16 protein-coding genes are annotated in these 15103 nt (G+C 67.6%); 12 read left to right on the forward strand and 4 right to left on the reverse strand.

All coding sequences use genetic code 11. The annotated features are described in order from the left end of the window. The first annotated feature begins 4 nt into the window (after positions 1 to 4). Positions 5 to 1249: a diaminopropionate ammonia-lyase gene (locus tag ACSFBF_RS11655; protein ID WP_435466998.1), complete on the forward strand. Its 1245-nt coding sequence runs from the start codon at positions 5 to 7 to the stop codon at positions 1247 to 1249. Positions 1250 to 1262: 13 nt separating this feature from the next. Here ACSFBF_RS11655 and ACSFBF_RS11660 read toward each other — a convergent pair whose 3' ends face one another. Beyond that, positions 1263 to 2459, reverse strand: a complete 1197-nt coding sequence (locus ACSFBF_RS11660; RefSeq protein ID WP_435467000.1) for a patatin-like phospholipase family protein — start codon at positions 2457 to 2459, stop codon at positions 1263 to 1265. A gap of 75 nt (positions 2460 to 2534) precedes the next feature. Between ACSFBF_RS11660 and apbC the strand changes: the two genes are divergently transcribed. The 3 genes from apbC (at position 2535) to ACSFBF_RS11675 (ending at position 6616) form a co-directional block, all read left to right on the forward strand. After that, positions 2535 to 3626, forward strand: a complete 1092-nt coding sequence (gene apbC, locus ACSFBF_RS11665; protein ID WP_435467002.1) for an iron-sulfur cluster carrier protein ApbC — start codon at positions 2535 to 2537, stop codon at positions 3624 to 3626. 211 nt (positions 3627 to 3837) lie between these two features. After that, entirely contained in the window at positions 3838 to 4782 is a 945-nt protein-coding gene (locus ACSFBF_RS11670; RefSeq protein WP_435467004.1) for a LysR family transcriptional regulator, read from the forward strand. Positions 4783 to 4918: 136 nt separating this feature from the next. After that, entirely contained in the window at positions 4919 to 6616 is a 1698-nt protein-coding gene (locus ACSFBF_RS11675; RefSeq protein WP_435467005.1) for an OFA family MFS transporter, read from the forward strand. A 12-nt stretch (positions 6617 to 6628) separates the two neighbouring features. On the opposite strand, the gene ACSFBF_RS11680 is transcribed toward ACSFBF_RS11675, so the two are convergent. Next, positions 6629 to 7171, reverse strand: coding sequence for a hypothetical protein (locus tag ACSFBF_RS11680; protein WP_435467007.1), 543 nt, complete (start codon positions 7169 to 7171; stop codon positions 6629 to 6631). Positions 7172 to 7284: 113 nt separating this feature from the next. Between ACSFBF_RS11680 and ACSFBF_RS11685 the strand changes: the two genes are divergently transcribed. Then, complete coding sequence (locus ACSFBF_RS11685) at positions 7285 to 7632, forward strand: winged helix-turn-helix domain-containing protein (RefSeq protein WP_093058016.1); 348 nt, start codon at positions 7285 to 7287, stop codon at positions 7630 to 7632. Next, positions 7629 to 8126, forward strand: coding sequence for a tRNA (N6-threonylcarbamoyladenosine(37)-N6)-methyltransferase TrmO (tsaA, locus tag ACSFBF_RS11690; protein ID WP_435467010.1), 498 nt, complete (start codon positions 7629 to 7631; stop codon positions 8124 to 8126). The genes ACSFBF_RS11685 and tsaA overlap by 4 nt, the downstream gene beginning before the upstream one ends. Here the strand turns inward: tsaA and ACSFBF_RS11695 are convergent. Next, a complete protein-coding gene (locus ACSFBF_RS11695) occupies positions 8087 to 8746 on the reverse strand; it encodes a nitroreductase family protein (protein WP_435467012.1) in 660 nt (219 codons plus the stop codon). The genes tsaA and ACSFBF_RS11695 overlap by 40 nt on opposite strands. Positions 8747 to 8751: 5 nt before the next feature. Continuing rightward, complete coding sequence (locus tag ACSFBF_RS11700) at positions 8752 to 8994, reverse strand: hypothetical protein (protein WP_435467014.1); 243 nt, start codon at positions 8992 to 8994, stop codon at positions 8752 to 8754. Positions 8995 to 9102: 108 nt separating this feature from the next. Here ACSFBF_RS11700 and modB point away from each other — a divergent pair, with 108 nt between their 5' ends. The 6 genes from modB (at position 9103) to fdhD (ending at position 15031) form a co-directional block, all read left to right on the forward strand. Continuing rightward, positions 9103 to 9786, forward strand: a complete 684-nt coding sequence (modB, locus tag ACSFBF_RS11705; protein ID WP_093058013.1) for a molybdate ABC transporter permease subunit — start codon at positions 9103 to 9105, stop codon at positions 9784 to 9786. A 27-nt stretch (positions 9787 to 9813) separates the two neighbouring features. Continuing rightward, the gene (gene modA, locus ACSFBF_RS11710) at positions 9814 to 10563 is read left to right on the forward strand and encodes a molybdate ABC transporter substrate-binding protein (protein WP_435467016.1); all 750 of its coding nucleotides are present in this window, start codon (positions 9814 to 9816) and stop codon (positions 10561 to 10563) included. Further along, positions 10560 to 11351, forward strand: coding sequence for an ABC transporter ATP-binding protein (locus ACSFBF_RS11715; RefSeq protein ID WP_435467018.1), 792 nt, complete (start codon positions 10560 to 10562; stop codon positions 11349 to 11351). The genes modA and ACSFBF_RS11715 overlap by 4 nt, the downstream gene beginning before the upstream one ends. An 84-nt stretch (positions 11352 to 11435) precedes the next feature. Further along, a complete protein-coding gene (locus tag ACSFBF_RS11720) occupies positions 11436 to 13796 on the forward strand; it encodes an FdhF/YdeP family oxidoreductase (protein WP_435467020.1) in 2361 nt (786 codons plus the stop codon). 31 nt (positions 13797 to 13827) lie between these two features. Next, positions 13828 to 14115: a hypothetical protein gene (locus ACSFBF_RS11725; protein ID WP_435467022.1), complete on the forward strand. Its 288-nt coding sequence runs from the start codon at positions 13828 to 13830 to the stop codon at positions 14113 to 14115. Between the two features lie 31 nt (positions 14116 to 14146). Further along, positions 14147 to 15031 carry a formate dehydrogenase accessory sulfurtransferase FdhD gene (fdhD, locus tag ACSFBF_RS11730; RefSeq protein WP_435467024.1) on the forward strand — a complete coding sequence of 295 codons (885 nt, stop codon included), beginning with the start codon at positions 14147 to 14149 and terminating at the stop codon, positions 15029 to 15031. The last annotated feature ends 72 nt before the right edge of the window (positions 15032 to 15103 follow it).

Consider the following 15103-nt stretch of genomic DNA (forward strand, 5'->3'; position numbering starts at 1 on the left):
CGGCATGCTGTTCACCAACCCCCAGGCGCGGCGCAGCGCGTACGACGAATCTTTGAGTGAGGTGATGAACATCGCGCGCGGCCAAGAGAGCCGACAGTGGCTGTCGCACTGGAACCGGCTTGCGCCGCGCCCTACACCGGCATGGTCGCTGCCGAAGCTTGCAACACAGCTCGGCATCGGCCAGCTGAGCGTCAAGGACGAATCGAAGCGCTCGGCACTCGGCAGCTTCAAGGTGCTGGGCGCGCCCATTGCGCTGCTGCGGCTCGTGCTGCGCCGCTGGCCCGACCGCGGCTGGACGCCCGCCGATCTTCTTGCGGGCACCCACGCGGCATCGCTGCGCGACTTCGTGGTCGTCAGCGCCACAGATGGCAACCACGGCCGCGCGCTCGCCGCGGCTGCGCAGAGCATCGGCTGCCGCTGCGTCAGCGTGCTGCATGCGCAGGTCAGCGAGGAGCGCGAAACGCCGATTGCCGCGCTCGGCGCGGAGATCGTGCGCATCGCCGGCAACTACGACGAGTCGGTAGAAGAGGCCGCGCGCCTTGCCCGCGTCAATGGCTGGGAGGTGGTCTCGGACACCTCCTACGACGGCTACGAAGAAGTGCCGCGCGACGTGATGCAGGGCTACGGCATCCTGGCCGACGAATTGCTCGAAGACGTTGCAGCCGGCGCGCAGTGCCCGTTCACCCACGTCATCGTGCAGGGCGGCGTGGGCGGGCTGGCCGCGGGCGTCGTCAGCCATTTCTGGGAGCGCTACGGCGCGACGCGACCAACCTTCATCGTGGTGGAGCCCGAGCAGGCCGACTGCCTGCTGCAAAGCGCGCGCAGCGGTCGGCCCGACCGCGCAACGGGCTCGGTCGACTCGGTGATGGCGGGGCTGGCCTGCGGCGAGACCTCGCCGCTCGCATGGCGCTTTCTTCAACCGGCCGTGGACATCTTCATGACCGTGACCGATGCGCAGGCCGAGCAGGCGATGCGCACGCTCGCAAGCGGCGAGGCGGGAGACGTGCCCGTGCTGAGCGGTGAATCCGGTGCGGCCGGCCTGGCGGCGCTGCATGCACTGGCGGCCGACCCCGTCGCGCGCGATGTCGCCGGGCTTGGCCCCGACGCACGCGTGTTGCTGATCAGCACCGAAGGCGCGACCGCGCCCGGCGTGTACCGCGCGCTGACGGGTCGTTCGGGCGAGGAGGTCGTCGCGGCACAGCGGCAATGGCTGGCGCGAGAGGGCATGGTCGAGCAGGCCGCCACCTAAGCGGCCAGACCCCTCAGGCCACGTCCCAGCCGAAGAAGCGCAGCACCTCGTCGCGCTGCTTCATCGCATCGGCGCGCCCCAGCGCCATCAGCTCGCGCGTGTAGCTCGACTCGAACAGCAGGTAGCTCGCTAGCGCGCCGCCCTTCACGTCGGCGGCCACCTTCGAGCCGCCCAGCAGGTGCCGCACCGCGCCGGGCAGGGCGTCGACGTGGCGCGCCGCGATCACGTCGAGGCGCTCCGACGGCGAGATCACCAGCAGGTCGAGCGGACGCAGCGCGCTCGCCGCGCGTGCCTCTTCGGGAATCAGCCCCAGCGTGTGGTTGATGCGGCGCAGCCGCTCGATGTCCACCGCCAGCGCATCGAGAAAAATGCTCGACAGCGCATGGCCCGCGATCTGCGCCATCGTCGGATAGCCGCTGTGGGTGTTGGGCGCGTCGGTGTCGCGCGGCTCGTGCATGCGGCCCGCGCCGATCACCACGATGCGCTGTGCGCCGAGATGGATGGCCGCTGCGATGGGCGCCGACTGGCGCATCGAGCCGTCGCCGAAGTACTCGGTGTGGCCCTGCATCGGCAGGGCCGTGGCCGGAAACACGAAGGGAATGGCCGACGACGCCAGCAGGTGCGCATGCGTGATGCGGTCGCGCACCGACAGCCGCTGCGAGCGCACCCACGGCTCCATCGGCACGGCCGCCTCGAAGAAGGTGACGTGCTCGCCAGAGCTGTAGCTCGACGCGGTCACGGCCAGCGCCTGCAGGTGGCCTTCCTTCATGAGCTGCGGCAGCCGGTCGAGCGGCACCATGCGCTGCAGCAGCTCGGCCAGCGGCGTGTTGTCGAGCAGCGACTTCGGCTTGATGCGCATCCAGTTGGCCGCGAAGCGCCCGAGCCCGAGCAGCATGCGCCAGCGCGCGCCGCTGCCGATCACCGAGAGCGAGTCGGCGCGGTACACCTGCTCGGCGCGGAACTGGCCCCAGACCTCGGCGATGTGTGCCACCACGCGGTCGAAGTTGTCGCAGCCGCAGGCCAGCACGGCTGCGTTGATGGCGCCGGCCGAAGTGCCGGTGATGACGTGAAAGAGGTTGCCCGTGCCGGCGGCGGGGCCGACGGAGTGCCGTATTTCGGCAATGGCCTCCAGCACGCCCACCTGGTAGGCAGCCCGGGCGCCGCCCCCGGTGAGCAGGAGGCCGGTGGCGACGGGGCTTGTCTCTGGCATTTTTGGTTATTGGGAAGCTGTTCGATGCTGGCTTGGAGAGCGCACTAGACTACCCGCCATTCAGGAGTTTGATCAATGGCACTCACCCCAGATGGGCTCATGGACGCGCTCAAGGCCGTCGCAGACCCTAACACCGGCAAGCAGTTCGTGGCGACCCGGTCGCTCAAAAACCTCCAGATCTCGGAGGGCGACGTCTCGTTCGATCTCGAACTCGGCTACCCGGCGAAGAGCCAGCACGCAGCCATCCGCAAGGCTCTGGTGGCGGCCGCCAAGGCGGTGCCGGGCGTGGAGAACGTGTCGGTCAACATCGTCACCAAGGTCATCAGCCATGCGGTGCAGCGCGGCGTGCAGCTGATGCCCAACGTGAAGAACATCATCGCGGTGGCCTCCGGCAAGGGCGGCGTGGGCAAGAGCACCACGGCGGCCAACCTGGCGCTGGCGCTGGCGTCCGAGGGGGCCACGGTCGGCCTGCTCGACGCCGACATCTACGGCCCGAGCCAGCCCATGATGATGGGCATAGAAGGCCGCCCCGACAGCGCCGACGGCAAGACCATGGAGCCCATGGAGCGCCACGGCGTGCAGGTCATGTCCATTGGCTTCCTGGTCGACCAGGACCAGGCCATGATCTGGCGCGGCCCCATGGCCACGCAGGCGCTGGAGCAACTGCTGCGCCAGACCAACTGGAAAGACCTCGACTACCTCATCGTCGACATGCCTCCGGGCACCGGCGACATCCAGCTCACGCTGAGCCAGCGCGTGCCGATGACGGGCGCGGTGATCGTCACCACGCCGCAGGACATCGCGCTGCTCGACGCCAAGAAGGGCATCAAGATGTTCGAGAAGGTCGGCGTGCCGATCCTCGGCATCGTCGAGAACATGGCGGTGCACATCTGCTCGAACTGCGGCCATGCCGAACACATCTTCGGCGCGGACGGCGGCAAGAAGATGGCGGCCGAGTACCAGATGGAATACCTCGGCGCGCTGCCGCTGGACATCAAGATCCGGCTGCAAGCCGACAGTGGGGCGCCGACTGTGGTGTCTGACCCGGAAGGCGACGTTGCTGGCATCTACAGAGCGGTTGCACGTCGCGTGGCTGTTGGCATTGCTGAAAAGGCCAAGGACTTTTCGGCGAAGTTTCCGACGATCTCGATCAGCAAGAATACGTAGGGATGCGTGACGCGCTTTGTTCGGGGAGCGATCACGCCGACGGCGTGCTCTGCTCCGCGAATGTCCCCCGGCCTTCGGCCTCCTCCTTTATTTCGCTGCGCAGAGCACACCATCGACGTGATCGTTCAGAGCACGGGTTGATCGGCCGCACACCAGCAGCGTGCCCCGGTGTCATTCGCACGCGCCCCGAACAAACGGCGGAGCCACGCCAATGAACCTGCTCGCCTCGATGCGCTACTTGGTAGCGCTGAACGAGCACAAGCACTTCGGCCGCGCGGCTCAGGCCTGCCACATCACGCAGCCCGCGCTGTCGAATGCGCTGCGTGCGCTGGAGACCGAGTTCGGCGTCGTCATCGTCAAGCGCGCCCGCGTGTATGTCGGCCTCACCCACGAGGGCGAACGAGTGCTGGCCACAGCACAGCGCATGCTGCGCGACAACGAAGTGCTGCTGCAGGAGCTACGCAGCGACGTGGACAACCCGCACGGCCGCCTGCGCATGGCGGCCGTGCCCACAGCCATCCCGATGCTCTCGCGCTTCGCGGCCATGCTGCAACAGCGGCACCCGGGCATCGTGCCGGCCGTGCTGTCGATGAGCTCGCAGGACCTGGAGACGGGGCTCGAAAGCCTGTCGATCGATCTCGCGCTCGGCTACACCGAGCGCATGCACCTGCCGGGCATCAAGCTCACGGCCTGGCCGCAGAGCATCGAGCACTACTTCCTGCTGCGCCGTGCGAAGAAGGCTTCGACCGACGACTTGCACATCGGCGAGCCCATCTCATGGGCCGAGGCTGGCAAGCTGCCGCTGTGCCTGCTCACGTCTGACATGCACAACCGCGCCATCGTCGACCAGGCGCTGCGCGAGGCCGGCGTGCCTGTGATGCCCGCCATCGAGACCAATTCTGTGCTCACGCTGGCGCTGGCGGTGAGCGCGGGCACGGTCAACAGCGTGCTGCCCGGCGGCATGGTCGCAGCCGTGCGCAGCCACCGCGAGCTGGAGGCGCTGCCGCTGATGGCGCCGGACGTGCGCACGCCCATCGGCTTCATGACACAGGACGGCGTGCGCGCCTCTCGCGCGCTCGAGGCGGCGCTGGTCTTCCTGCAGACGCCCGAGTGGCAGGAGCAGTTGCAGCAACACAGCGGCACGCTCGGCGAATGACAGGAACCAAAGGCCTAATCATTTAGTTATTGAATCAGGCCATGCCCTGATCGAATTTGACGGCGATTTAACCGTTAGCTCACACTCCGCGACCCGGATTAGCAATAACTTACACATCCGGCGAACAAGGAGAAATATGGCAGGTTCATCTGCAGGCGTTCTCGATGGAGAACGCATCGTTGGAGGAGGGGCGCAGACGCAACCCGGCTTCCTGGAAAAAGAACGCATCATCGCCGGCCCCGGCTTCAATCGCTGGCTGGTGCCGCCGGCTGCATTGGCCATTCATTTGTGCATCGGCATGGCGTACGGCTTCTCGGTGTTCTGGCTGCCGCTGTCGAAGGCGCTCGGCACCGCCGGCACCGGCGCACAGGCCTGCGCCAAGGACATGAGCTTCTTCGCCGAGCTCTTCGCCACCAACTGCGACTGGCGCGTGGCCACGCTCGGCTGGATGTACACCCTGTTCTTCGTCTTCCTGGGCTGCTCTGCGGCCCTGTGGGGCGGCTGGCTCGAACGCGCGGGCCCGCGCAAGGCCGGCGTGGTGTCGGCGCTGTGCTGGTGCGGCGGCATGCTGCTGTCGGCGGTGGGCATCCACCTGCACCAGTTCTGGCTGATGATCCTCGGCTCGGGCGTGATCGGTGGCATCGGCCTGGGGCTGGGCTACATCTCGCCGGTGAGCACGCTGATCAAGTGGTTCCCCGACCGCCGCGGCATGGCAACCGGCATGGCCATCATGGGCTTCGGCGGCGGCGCGATGATCGGCTCGCCGCTGGCGGTCGACCTGATGAAGCGCTTTTCCACGGCCACCGACGTGGGCGTGATGCAGACCTTCGTCGTCATGGCGCTGGGCTACTTTGTCTTCATGATGGCCGGCGCACTGGGCTACCGCGTGCCGCCCTCGGGCTGGAAGCCCGAAGGCTGGACGCCGCCCCCGGCGCAGACCACCAACACCATGATCACGCAGCGCCACGTGCACGTGAAAAAGGTCTGGGGCATTCCGCAGTTCTGGCTCGTGTGGCTGGTGCTGTGCATGAACGTGAGCGCGGGCATCGGCGTGATCGGCATGGCCTCGCCCATGCTGCAGGAAGTGTTCGGCGGCGCGCTGATCGACCTGCCGGCCAAGTATGGCCAGCTCGACAAGACACAGCTCGCGGCCATCGCGGTGGTGGCGGGCGGCTTCACGGCGCTGCTGTCGCTGTTCAACATCGGCGGGCGCTTCGTGTGGGCCAGCCTGTCGGACAAGCTGGGCCGCAAGCTCACCTACACGGTGTTCTTCGTGCTCGGCGGCATCCTGTACGCGAGCATCCCATCGTCAGCCGGCGCGGGCAGCAAGCTGCTGTTCGTGGGCGCCTGCTGCGTGATCGTGTCGATGTACGGCGGCGGCTTCGCCACGGTGCCGGCCTACCTGGCCGACCTGTTCGGCACGCAGTTCGTGGGCGCCATCCATGGCCGCCTGCTCACGGCGTGGGCCACGGCCGGCATCCTCGGCCCGGTGGTCGTGAACTACATGCGCGAGTACCAGCTGGGCCTGGGCCTGCCGCGCGAGCAGGTCTACAACCAGACCATGTACATCCTCGTGGGCATGCTGGTGATCGGCTTCATCGCCAACCTGCTGGTGCGTCCGGTGGCCGACAAGCACTTCATGACCGACGACGAACTGGCCGTTGAGAAGAAGCTGGCGCACGAGAAGGCCTCGGCGGCCGAAGTGGGCCGCGGCTCGGGCCGTGCCGACACGGTGAGCCCTGCCGTTGTGGCGCTGGCGTGGGTGGCGGTGGGTATTCCGCTGGCCTGGGGCGTCTACAAGACCCTGATCAGCGCGGCCAAATTCTTCGGCTGATCCTCCGAGCGATCAGCGGCCCGAAGGCTGCGCCGCGAACACTTCGATCGCGGCCAGCCGGGCCACCGAACGGCCCGGCTTCACATCGCCGGCCACCACCAGCCGGGCCATGCCGTTGCGACCCAGCGGTGCGCCGTTCAGGCTGTAGGCAACCAGCGCAACGCGGTTGCCGGACTCAGGTGCGATCTCCGCAAGCGAGACCACCGCGCGGTAGCCGTCGCTGCCGACCACCACCGCATACATCGAGAGCACCGGGTTGCGCACCGCGGTGTCCGGCTTGAGGCCGACCGACGCATCGTTCAGAAGGGCCCACAGGCTCACGCCGGTGTAGGTGTTGCCGCCGGCCGTCTGCGTGACGGCGGGCAGGGCCTGCAGGGCAGCGAGGTCGAAGGTGGCGCGCTTGCCGACGGTGCCCGAGACGGTGAAGGAGGGCGAGATGCTTTCGTTGGTGACGGCCGTAGCGTGCGGCGTCATGGCGCCTGCCTGTGGGCTGCCGCCGGCACAACCCGCGAGCACGGTCAACAGGGACAACAGGAACAGGGTGCGGTCTTTCACTGGAACTCCTCGTTTCCCCGGGGCGGGTAGCGTCGTATTCATTCTTGCATAGCGCCGGCAGCCCACCGCAGGCGGACAATGGCGGCCCGCATTGGTTTACGCTTGGCGCCAACATGAAATCCAAAGTCCAGTTCCGTCTGCGCGTCTACCGGGACGACACCATCGCCATCGGCCCCGGCAAGATCGCCGTGCTCGAAGCTGTGGCCGAGACCGGCTCGATCTCGGCGGCCGCCCGGTTGCTGGGCATGTCGTATCGCCGGGCGTGGATGCTGATCGACGAGATGAACCAGTCGCTGGCCTCGCCGGCCGTGAACACCGCCGCCGGCGGCTCGCGCGGTGGCGGCACGGCGCTGACGCCGGTGGGCGAGGAAATCGTCAAGCACTATCGGGCCATCGAGAACGCGGCGCGCCTCGCCACGGCGGCCGACATCCGCGCGCTGACGCGCCTGCTGGCGCCATGAGCTCCGAGGCCGCCGCCGATGTCGTCTGCCGCCCGATCGGCCTGGTGCGCAGCCGTTTCACGGAGACCACCGGCATGCCGATCCAGACCGCCGGTGCGCCCGAAGAAACCGGGCGCGTCGAAGTGTTCGCCGAGTTCGCGCCCGGCCTGCGCGACATCGAAGGCTTCGACTACCTGATCCTCGTCACCCATCTGCATCAGTGCGCGCACGAGCGGCTGGAGGTGGTGCCCTTTCTGGACAACGCATCGCACGGCGTCTTCGCCACGCGCGCGCCCGCGCGGCCGAACCGGCTGGGCCTGTCGATCGTGCGGCTCACCTCGGTGGAGGGCACGACGCTGCACTTCAGCGGCAACGACATGATGGACGGCACGCCCGTACTCGACATCAAGCCCTACGTGCCGAAGTTCGACGTGCGCGAGACCGACCGCATCGGCTGGTTCGGCGCCAGGCTCGATCAGCTGCCGCGCACCCGCTCCGACGGCAGGATGGGCTGATCGGGCGGGGTGTTTTCCGGTGGGTCCTGCCAGCCTTGCCAGCACGACCACACGCTCTGCGACAGCACCTCGCGCGCCTGCGGCGGTGCTTCGCCGATGCTGCCGATGCTGATGAAGCCCGCGAGGTATTCGCCCGGCAGCACGCCCACCTGCTGCGCCAGCGTCTCGTCGAAGCAGCGTTCGCCGCTCAGCACGATGGCGCCGTAGCCCAACTGGTGCGCGGCGCTCAGCAGGTTGCCGAGTGCGGCACCCGCGCTCAGCCATTGCTCGCGCGCCGGGATCTTGCTGCGCTCGCGCGGCGACACCACGAAGCCCAGCAGCAGCGGCGGCCGCGTGGCATGTTCGCGTGCGCGCTTCAGGTCGGCGGGGCTGGCCAATGGATCGCGCCGCAGTTTTTCCTGCTCGAAGCACCAGGCCAGCGCCTCGCGCTTCTGCGGGCGGAACTCGATCACGCGCCACGGATGCAGGCCGCCATGGTCGGGCGCGCGCAGGCCGGCCTGGAGGATCGCGTCGAGTTCATCGGGGTTGGGGCCGGGCGGCTGCAGGCGACGCGGCGACACCGAGCGCCGCGTCAGCAAAACTTCAAGGATGCGCTCCGCACCCGTCATGTGCCGCCACATGCGCGTCACTGCTCCCGGTGGTCGGCCCACGCCGCCTGGCGGCGCAGCACCTCGCCGATGTCGCCGGCATCGGTCGTCGCCACGAAGAAAGACTGGCTCGCGCCATCGGGACTGGTGATGGACAGCACGAAGCCGTCGGCATCCATGGTGCGTTCGATGCGCCACTCCTGCACCTGCGTCACGTGGTGGCGAAGCTCCGGCCGCCCGGAAATTGAACGGACGACGGTGTCGTGGGCAGAAGGGCGCATGGGCGGGTTGTCTCCTACGCTGTATATCGCAGTATATGAAGACTCATCGATTTGCGCACCCCCGTGAGAACCTTAGGGCTCATCGTGTAACAATCGCGCCGTATTTTCATGAACACGACGAATTCGCTCATCGCTTCGACCGACTGGTTTCCGCTGGTGCTGTCGCTCAAGGTCGCCGCCGTGGCGACCCTGCTGGCACTGATCGTCGGCGTGGCGCTGGGCTGGGTGTTCGCTCGCAAGAAGTTCTTCGGCGCCACCGTGCTCGAAGCCGTGTTCATGTTGCCGCTGGTGCTGCCGCCCACGGTGATCGGCTACGCGATTCTGGTGGCGGCCGGGCGCCGCAGCCCGCTGGGCGCGTGGCTGCGCGAGCACCTCGACTACACCATCATCTTCAGCTGGCACGGCGCCGTGGTGGCCTCGGCCGTGGTGGCGCTGCCGCTGGTGCTCAAGTCGGCCAGCGCGGCGTTCTCGGGCGTCGACCGCTCGCTCGAGGCCGCGGCCAGCACGCTGCGGCAGTCGCCGTTTTCGGTTTTCCTGCGCGTCACACTGCCGCTGGCGTGGCCCGGCATCCTGGCCGGCACGCTGCTCGCGTTCGCGCGCGCCATGGGCGAGTTCGGCGCGTCGCTGATGGTGGCCGGCTCCATCCCCAAGCAGACCCAGACGCTGTCGATGGCCATTTATGACGCGGTGCAGGCCGGGCATGACGACCTCGCGCTGCTGCTGGTCATCGTGACTTCGCTGCTGTCGATCACGGTGCTGGTGCTGTCGAACCGCTTCTTCTCGCTTCGCTGATTTCGTTTCAACAATCTGGAGTTGTCCATGCGTCCGTTTCGCCTTCTGTCGTTGGTTCTTGCACTTGCCCTGCCGCTGGTTGCGGGCGCGCAGCAGATCACCGTGTCCGCCGCTGCCAGTCTGACCGACGCGTTCAAGGAAATCGGCCCCAAGTTCGAGGCTGCCAAGGCGGGTGCCACGGTGCGCTTCAATTTCGCGGCCTCGGGCGTGCTGCTGCAGCAGATCGGCCAGGGCGCGCCGGTGGACGTGTTCGCCAGCGCTGACCAGGAAACGATGAACCGCGGCGTCGAGCAGAAGGCCATCGATGCCGCCACGCGAAAAGACTTCGTCACCAACAGCCTGGTGCTCATCGAGCCGGCCAAGGAGGGCGTGGGCATCAAGTCGCTGCAGGACCTGGGCGGCGCCAACGTGAAGAAGATCGCCGTCGGCAAGGTCGCCACCGTGCCGGTCGGCCGCTACACCAAGCAGGTGCTGGACAACGCCAACCTCTGGACCACGCTCGAACCCAAGTTCGTGCAGGCCGACAGCGTGCGCCAGGTGCTCGACTACGTGAGCCGCGGCGAGGTCGAGGCCGGTTTCGTCTACCGCACCGACGCGGCCGTGGCCGGCGACAAGGTGAAGATCGCCTTCACGCCCACCGGCCACACGCCCGTGACCTATCCCATCGCCGTGGTCGCCGAGAGCAAGCAGAAGGCCCTGGCCGGCGACTTCATCGCCTTCCTCTCGACGCCCGCCGCGCAGGAAGTGCTCACGCGCTACGGATTCGGCAAGCCATGATCGATGTCGATCTGAAGCTCACGGTGGCCGATGGCCGCCGGCGCTTCGCTCTGGCGGTGCGTTTCGCGACGGACGTGCCCTTTGCCGCGCTCTACGGCCCCTCGGGCGCGGGCAAGTCGCTGACTTTGCAGGCCATTGCCGGCCTGCTGCATCCTTCGTCGGGCCACGTGCGGCTCGACGGCCGTACGCTGTACGACTCGGCCCAGGGCATCGACGTGCCCGCGCCGGCGCGGCGCATCGGCTACCTGTTCCAGGACTACGCGCTGTTCCCGCACCTGAGCGTGCGCGAGAACGTGGCCTTCGGGCTGACCGCATGGCACCGCCGCAAGCCGGCCGCGAAAGACGCCGAACGCGTGCAGGCCCTGCTCGAGAGCTTCGGCCTCGCGGCGCTGGCCGACAGCCGGCCGCAAAACCTGTCGGGCGGCCAGCAGCAGCGCGTGGCGCTTGCGCGCGCATTGGCTTGCGAGCCGCAGGTGCTGCTGCTCGACGAGCCCTTTGCTGCGCTCAACCCCATGCTGCGCACGGAGCTGCGCAACGAACTCGCGCAGGTGCGCAGGCAGTGGGGCATTCCGGTGCTGATGATCACGCACGACATCGAGGACGTGCTGGCACTGGCCGACGTGGCCTTTGTCTACAAGGACGGGCAGGTGGTGCGCGAGATCGACCTGCACAACGCCGAAAGCCGCGACTTCGCGTTGCGCGATATCGCTGGCGTGCAGGCTGTCGAAGAGACACCGCTTCGCAGCAAGTTGCGCGGGTTGCTGATGCAGGACACGCGAGGCGCCTGAGACCCCGCTTCATTTCCTTTTTGAATCGCCGCATGTCCCGATTCAATTTGACGCTCCGCAGGCCCACGGCGAACACTCGCCGGCATGAGCAGTGAGCAGAAGATCGAGTTTTACAAGGGCCCTGCGGGAGGTTGGGGCGCGCTGCGCAGCGTAACGACCGCGCTGCTGCGGCAGGACATTCCCATCAAGGGCGCGAAGACGCTGCTCTCGGCCAACCAGCCCGATGGTTTCGACTGCCCCGGCTGCGCCTGGCCCGACCGCAACCACGCCTCGACCTTCGAGTTTTGCGAGAACGGCGTCAAGGCCGTGGCCGCCGAAGCCACCGCGCGCCGCGCTGGCCCCGAGCTGTTCGCCAAGCACACCGTGGCTGAACTCGCCGCGCAAAGCGACTTCTGGCTCGAAGACCAGGGCCGCCTCACGCACCCGATGGCCTACGACGCGGCCAGCGACAAGTACGTGCCGATCGAATGGGACGACGCCTTCACGCGCATCGCCGGCCACCTGAATGCGCTGCCCGACCCGAACCAGGCCATCTTCTACACCTCGGGCCGCGCGAGCAACGAGGCGGCCTTTCTCTATCAGCTGTTCGTGCGCGAGTACGGCACCAACAATTTTCCCGACTGCTCGAACATGTGCCACGAGCCCAGCGGCAGCGGCATGCGTCCGCAGTTTGGCGTGGGCAAGGGCACTGTCACGCTCGACGACTTCGAGAAGGCCGACGCGATCTTCATCTTCGGCCAGAACCCCGGCACCAACCACCCACGCATGCTCGGCGAGCTGCGCGCGGCTTCCAAGCGCGGCGCGCGCATCGTGAGCTTCAACCCGCTGCGCGAGCGCGGCCTGGAGCGCTTTGCCGACCCTCAGGACAAGCTCGAGATGGCGACCATGGGCTCCACGCCCATCAGCACGCACTACTTCCAGCTGCGCGTGGGCGGCGACTTCTCCGTCATCAAGGGGATGATGAAGCACGTCATCGAGCGCGAAGACGAAGCGGTGGCGCGCGGCGAGGCTTCGGTGCTCGACCATGAATTCATCGCCACACACACCACCGGCTTCGAGGCGCTGGCAGCTGATCTGCGCGCCGAGTCGTGGGACATCCTGGTGCAGGAGTCGGGCCTGAGCGAAGCGCAGATCCGCGCCGCGGCCGACGTGTACCTGGGTGCCAAACGGGTCATCGCCTGCTGGGGCATGGGCATCACGCAGCACCAGCATTCAGTGGCCACCATTCAGATGATCGGCAACTGGCTCATGCTGTGCGGCCACATGGGCCGCGAAGGCGCGGGCGCCTGCCCGGTGCGCGGCCACAGCAACGTGCAGGGCGACCGCACCATGGGCATCTGGGAAAAGCCGCCGGTGGCGCTGCTCGACCGCCTGCAGAAGGTGTTCGACTTCGAGCCGCCGCGGCAGAACGGCGTCGACACGGTCGAGGCCATTCGTCTCATGCTCGAAGGCAAGGGCAAGGTGTTCTTCGCGCTCGGCGGTAACTTCGCGGCCGCCACGCCCGACACCTACCAGACCTGGAAGGCGCTGCAGCAGTGCGAGCTGACGGTGCACGTGACCACCAAGCTCAACCGCAGCCATGTGGTCCACGGGCGCGAGGCAATCATCCTGCCCTGCCTGGGCCGCACCGAGATCGACATGCAAGCCGCCGGCCCGCAGGGCGTGACGGTGGAAGACTCGATGAGCATGGTGCACATCTCGATGGGCATCAACCCGCCTGCGTCGCAGCACCTGCTGTCGGAGCCGGCCATCGTCGCGCGGCTCGCGGCCACCACCATCGGCGGGCGCAGCAAGACGCCGTGGCTGTGGCTCATTGAAGACTACGCACGCATCCGCGACAAGATCGAAGCTGTGTTCGACGACTTCAAGGACTTCAACACGCGCGTGGCGCACCCCGGCGGCTTTCGCCTGCGCAACACCGCGAGCGAGCGCGTGTGGAACACCGCGTCGAAGAAAGCCGTGTTCTTCACGCACGCCGTGCCGCTGGACACCCCTTCGCACCGCGCCCGCGCGCGCTTCGCGAAGAAGGGCGACACCATCGTCTTCACGCTGCTGACCACGCGTTCGCACGACCAGTACAACACCACCATCTACGGCATGGACGACCGCTACCGCGGCGTGTTCGGCCAGCGCCGCGTGGTGTTCATCAACAAGGAAGACATCCACAAGCTCGGCATGAAGGACGGTGACTGGGTCGACATCCAGACCGTGTGGAACGACGGCCAGGAGCGCCGCGCCGACCGCTTCAAGCTGGTGGCCTACGACATCCCGCGCGGCAACATCGCGGCCTACTACCCCGAGACCAATCCGCTGGTGCCGCTGTCGGCGGTGGCAGAGAACGCCGGCACGCCGACCTCCAAGTCGATTCCCGTGGTGCTGGTGCCGCACGAGCTACCGATCCAGAAGCTGGCGGAGGACCAGGCGGACGGGATGGTGGCTGCATGATGAGCCACTGGGCCGCTGCGGAGGCAATCGGATGAGCGCCTTGCTCCAGGACAACCTTTCTGTGGCAATCCTGCGCATGCTCGCGCAGGCGCCGGACGACGCTGGCGTTTCGCTGCCGCGCCTTGGCAAGCGGCTCGGGCAGGGTGCAAGCGTGCTGATGCGCCGCCTCACGTTGATGGGCGATGCGGCCATCGGCGGCGTGCGCGGCCCCGGCTGGGTGCGCGTGGAGCAGCAAGATGGCCGCTGGGTCGCACACCTCCAGGAGCCCGGACGGGCGCAGGTGCAAACGCTGCCCCCTGAAGACGAAGTGGGCGACTGAGCCGACAATGGCAGGCCCACCCGGAGCCACCATGTCGCAGCCAGACCTCGCCGCCGATTCCGAAGACACCCTGCCGCCGCTCTCGCGGCATGCCGTGCACGTCTTCGGCGAGCGCGGCGTTGGGCCCGAAGGAGTGGTGCGCGACGACACCCTGGCGGCTGAGGTGCCGGTGGCGCTGGTGTTCAACGGCGTCTCGCACGCCGTAATGATGGCTACGCCACAAGACCTCGAACCCTTTGCGCTCGGCTTCGCGCTGAGCGAAGGCATCCTCGACACCGCCGCCGATTGCCGAGGCATCGAAGTGCAGACGGTCGATGCCTCCGATGCCGGTTTGCCCGAAGGCATGCCAGGCATCGAGGTGCAGCTTGAAATTTCCACCCGCAGCTTCGAACGCCTGAAAGACCGCCGCCGCAGCCTTGCCGGCCGTACTGGCTGCGGCGTATGCGGCGTCGAGAGCTTCGCGGGGCTCGATCTCTCGCCGCAGCGCGTGCCGCAACGCGACTGGATCGAACGGGTCGACCTGGCGACAGTGCTGCGCGCCTTCGCAGCCATGTCGCCGCGCCAGATCCTCAACGCCGAAGCCGGTGCGATCCATGCCGCTGCATGGGCCACGGTCGAAGGCGAACTCACCGACCTGATGGAAGACGTCGGCCGCCACAACGCGCTCGACAAGCTGCTCGGCAAGCTCGCGCTGGCGGGGCGCCTCGAAGAGCCGGGCTTCGTGCTGATGTCCAGCCGGGGCAGCCATGAGTTGGTGCGCAAGTGCGCGCGCCTCGGCATCGCGGCGATGGCGACCATCTCTGCGCCCACGGCGATGGGCGTGCGCATGGCCGAGCTCAGCGGACTGCGTTTCTGGGGGCTGTGCCGCGCGCCGCGCGGTGTGCTTTATGCCGATGGGCAACGCAAGGGTAATTGAAGCTTCGCGAGTCGCGATAGGGTGAATGTGATTGGCAGCCGTGAGCGCTCGGCCGCACGACATTGATAACAA

It is taken from the genome of Variovorax nivicola (assembly GCF_051216475.1).
GTDB lineage: Bacteria > Pseudomonadota > Gammaproteobacteria > Burkholderiales > Burkholderiaceae_C > Variovorax.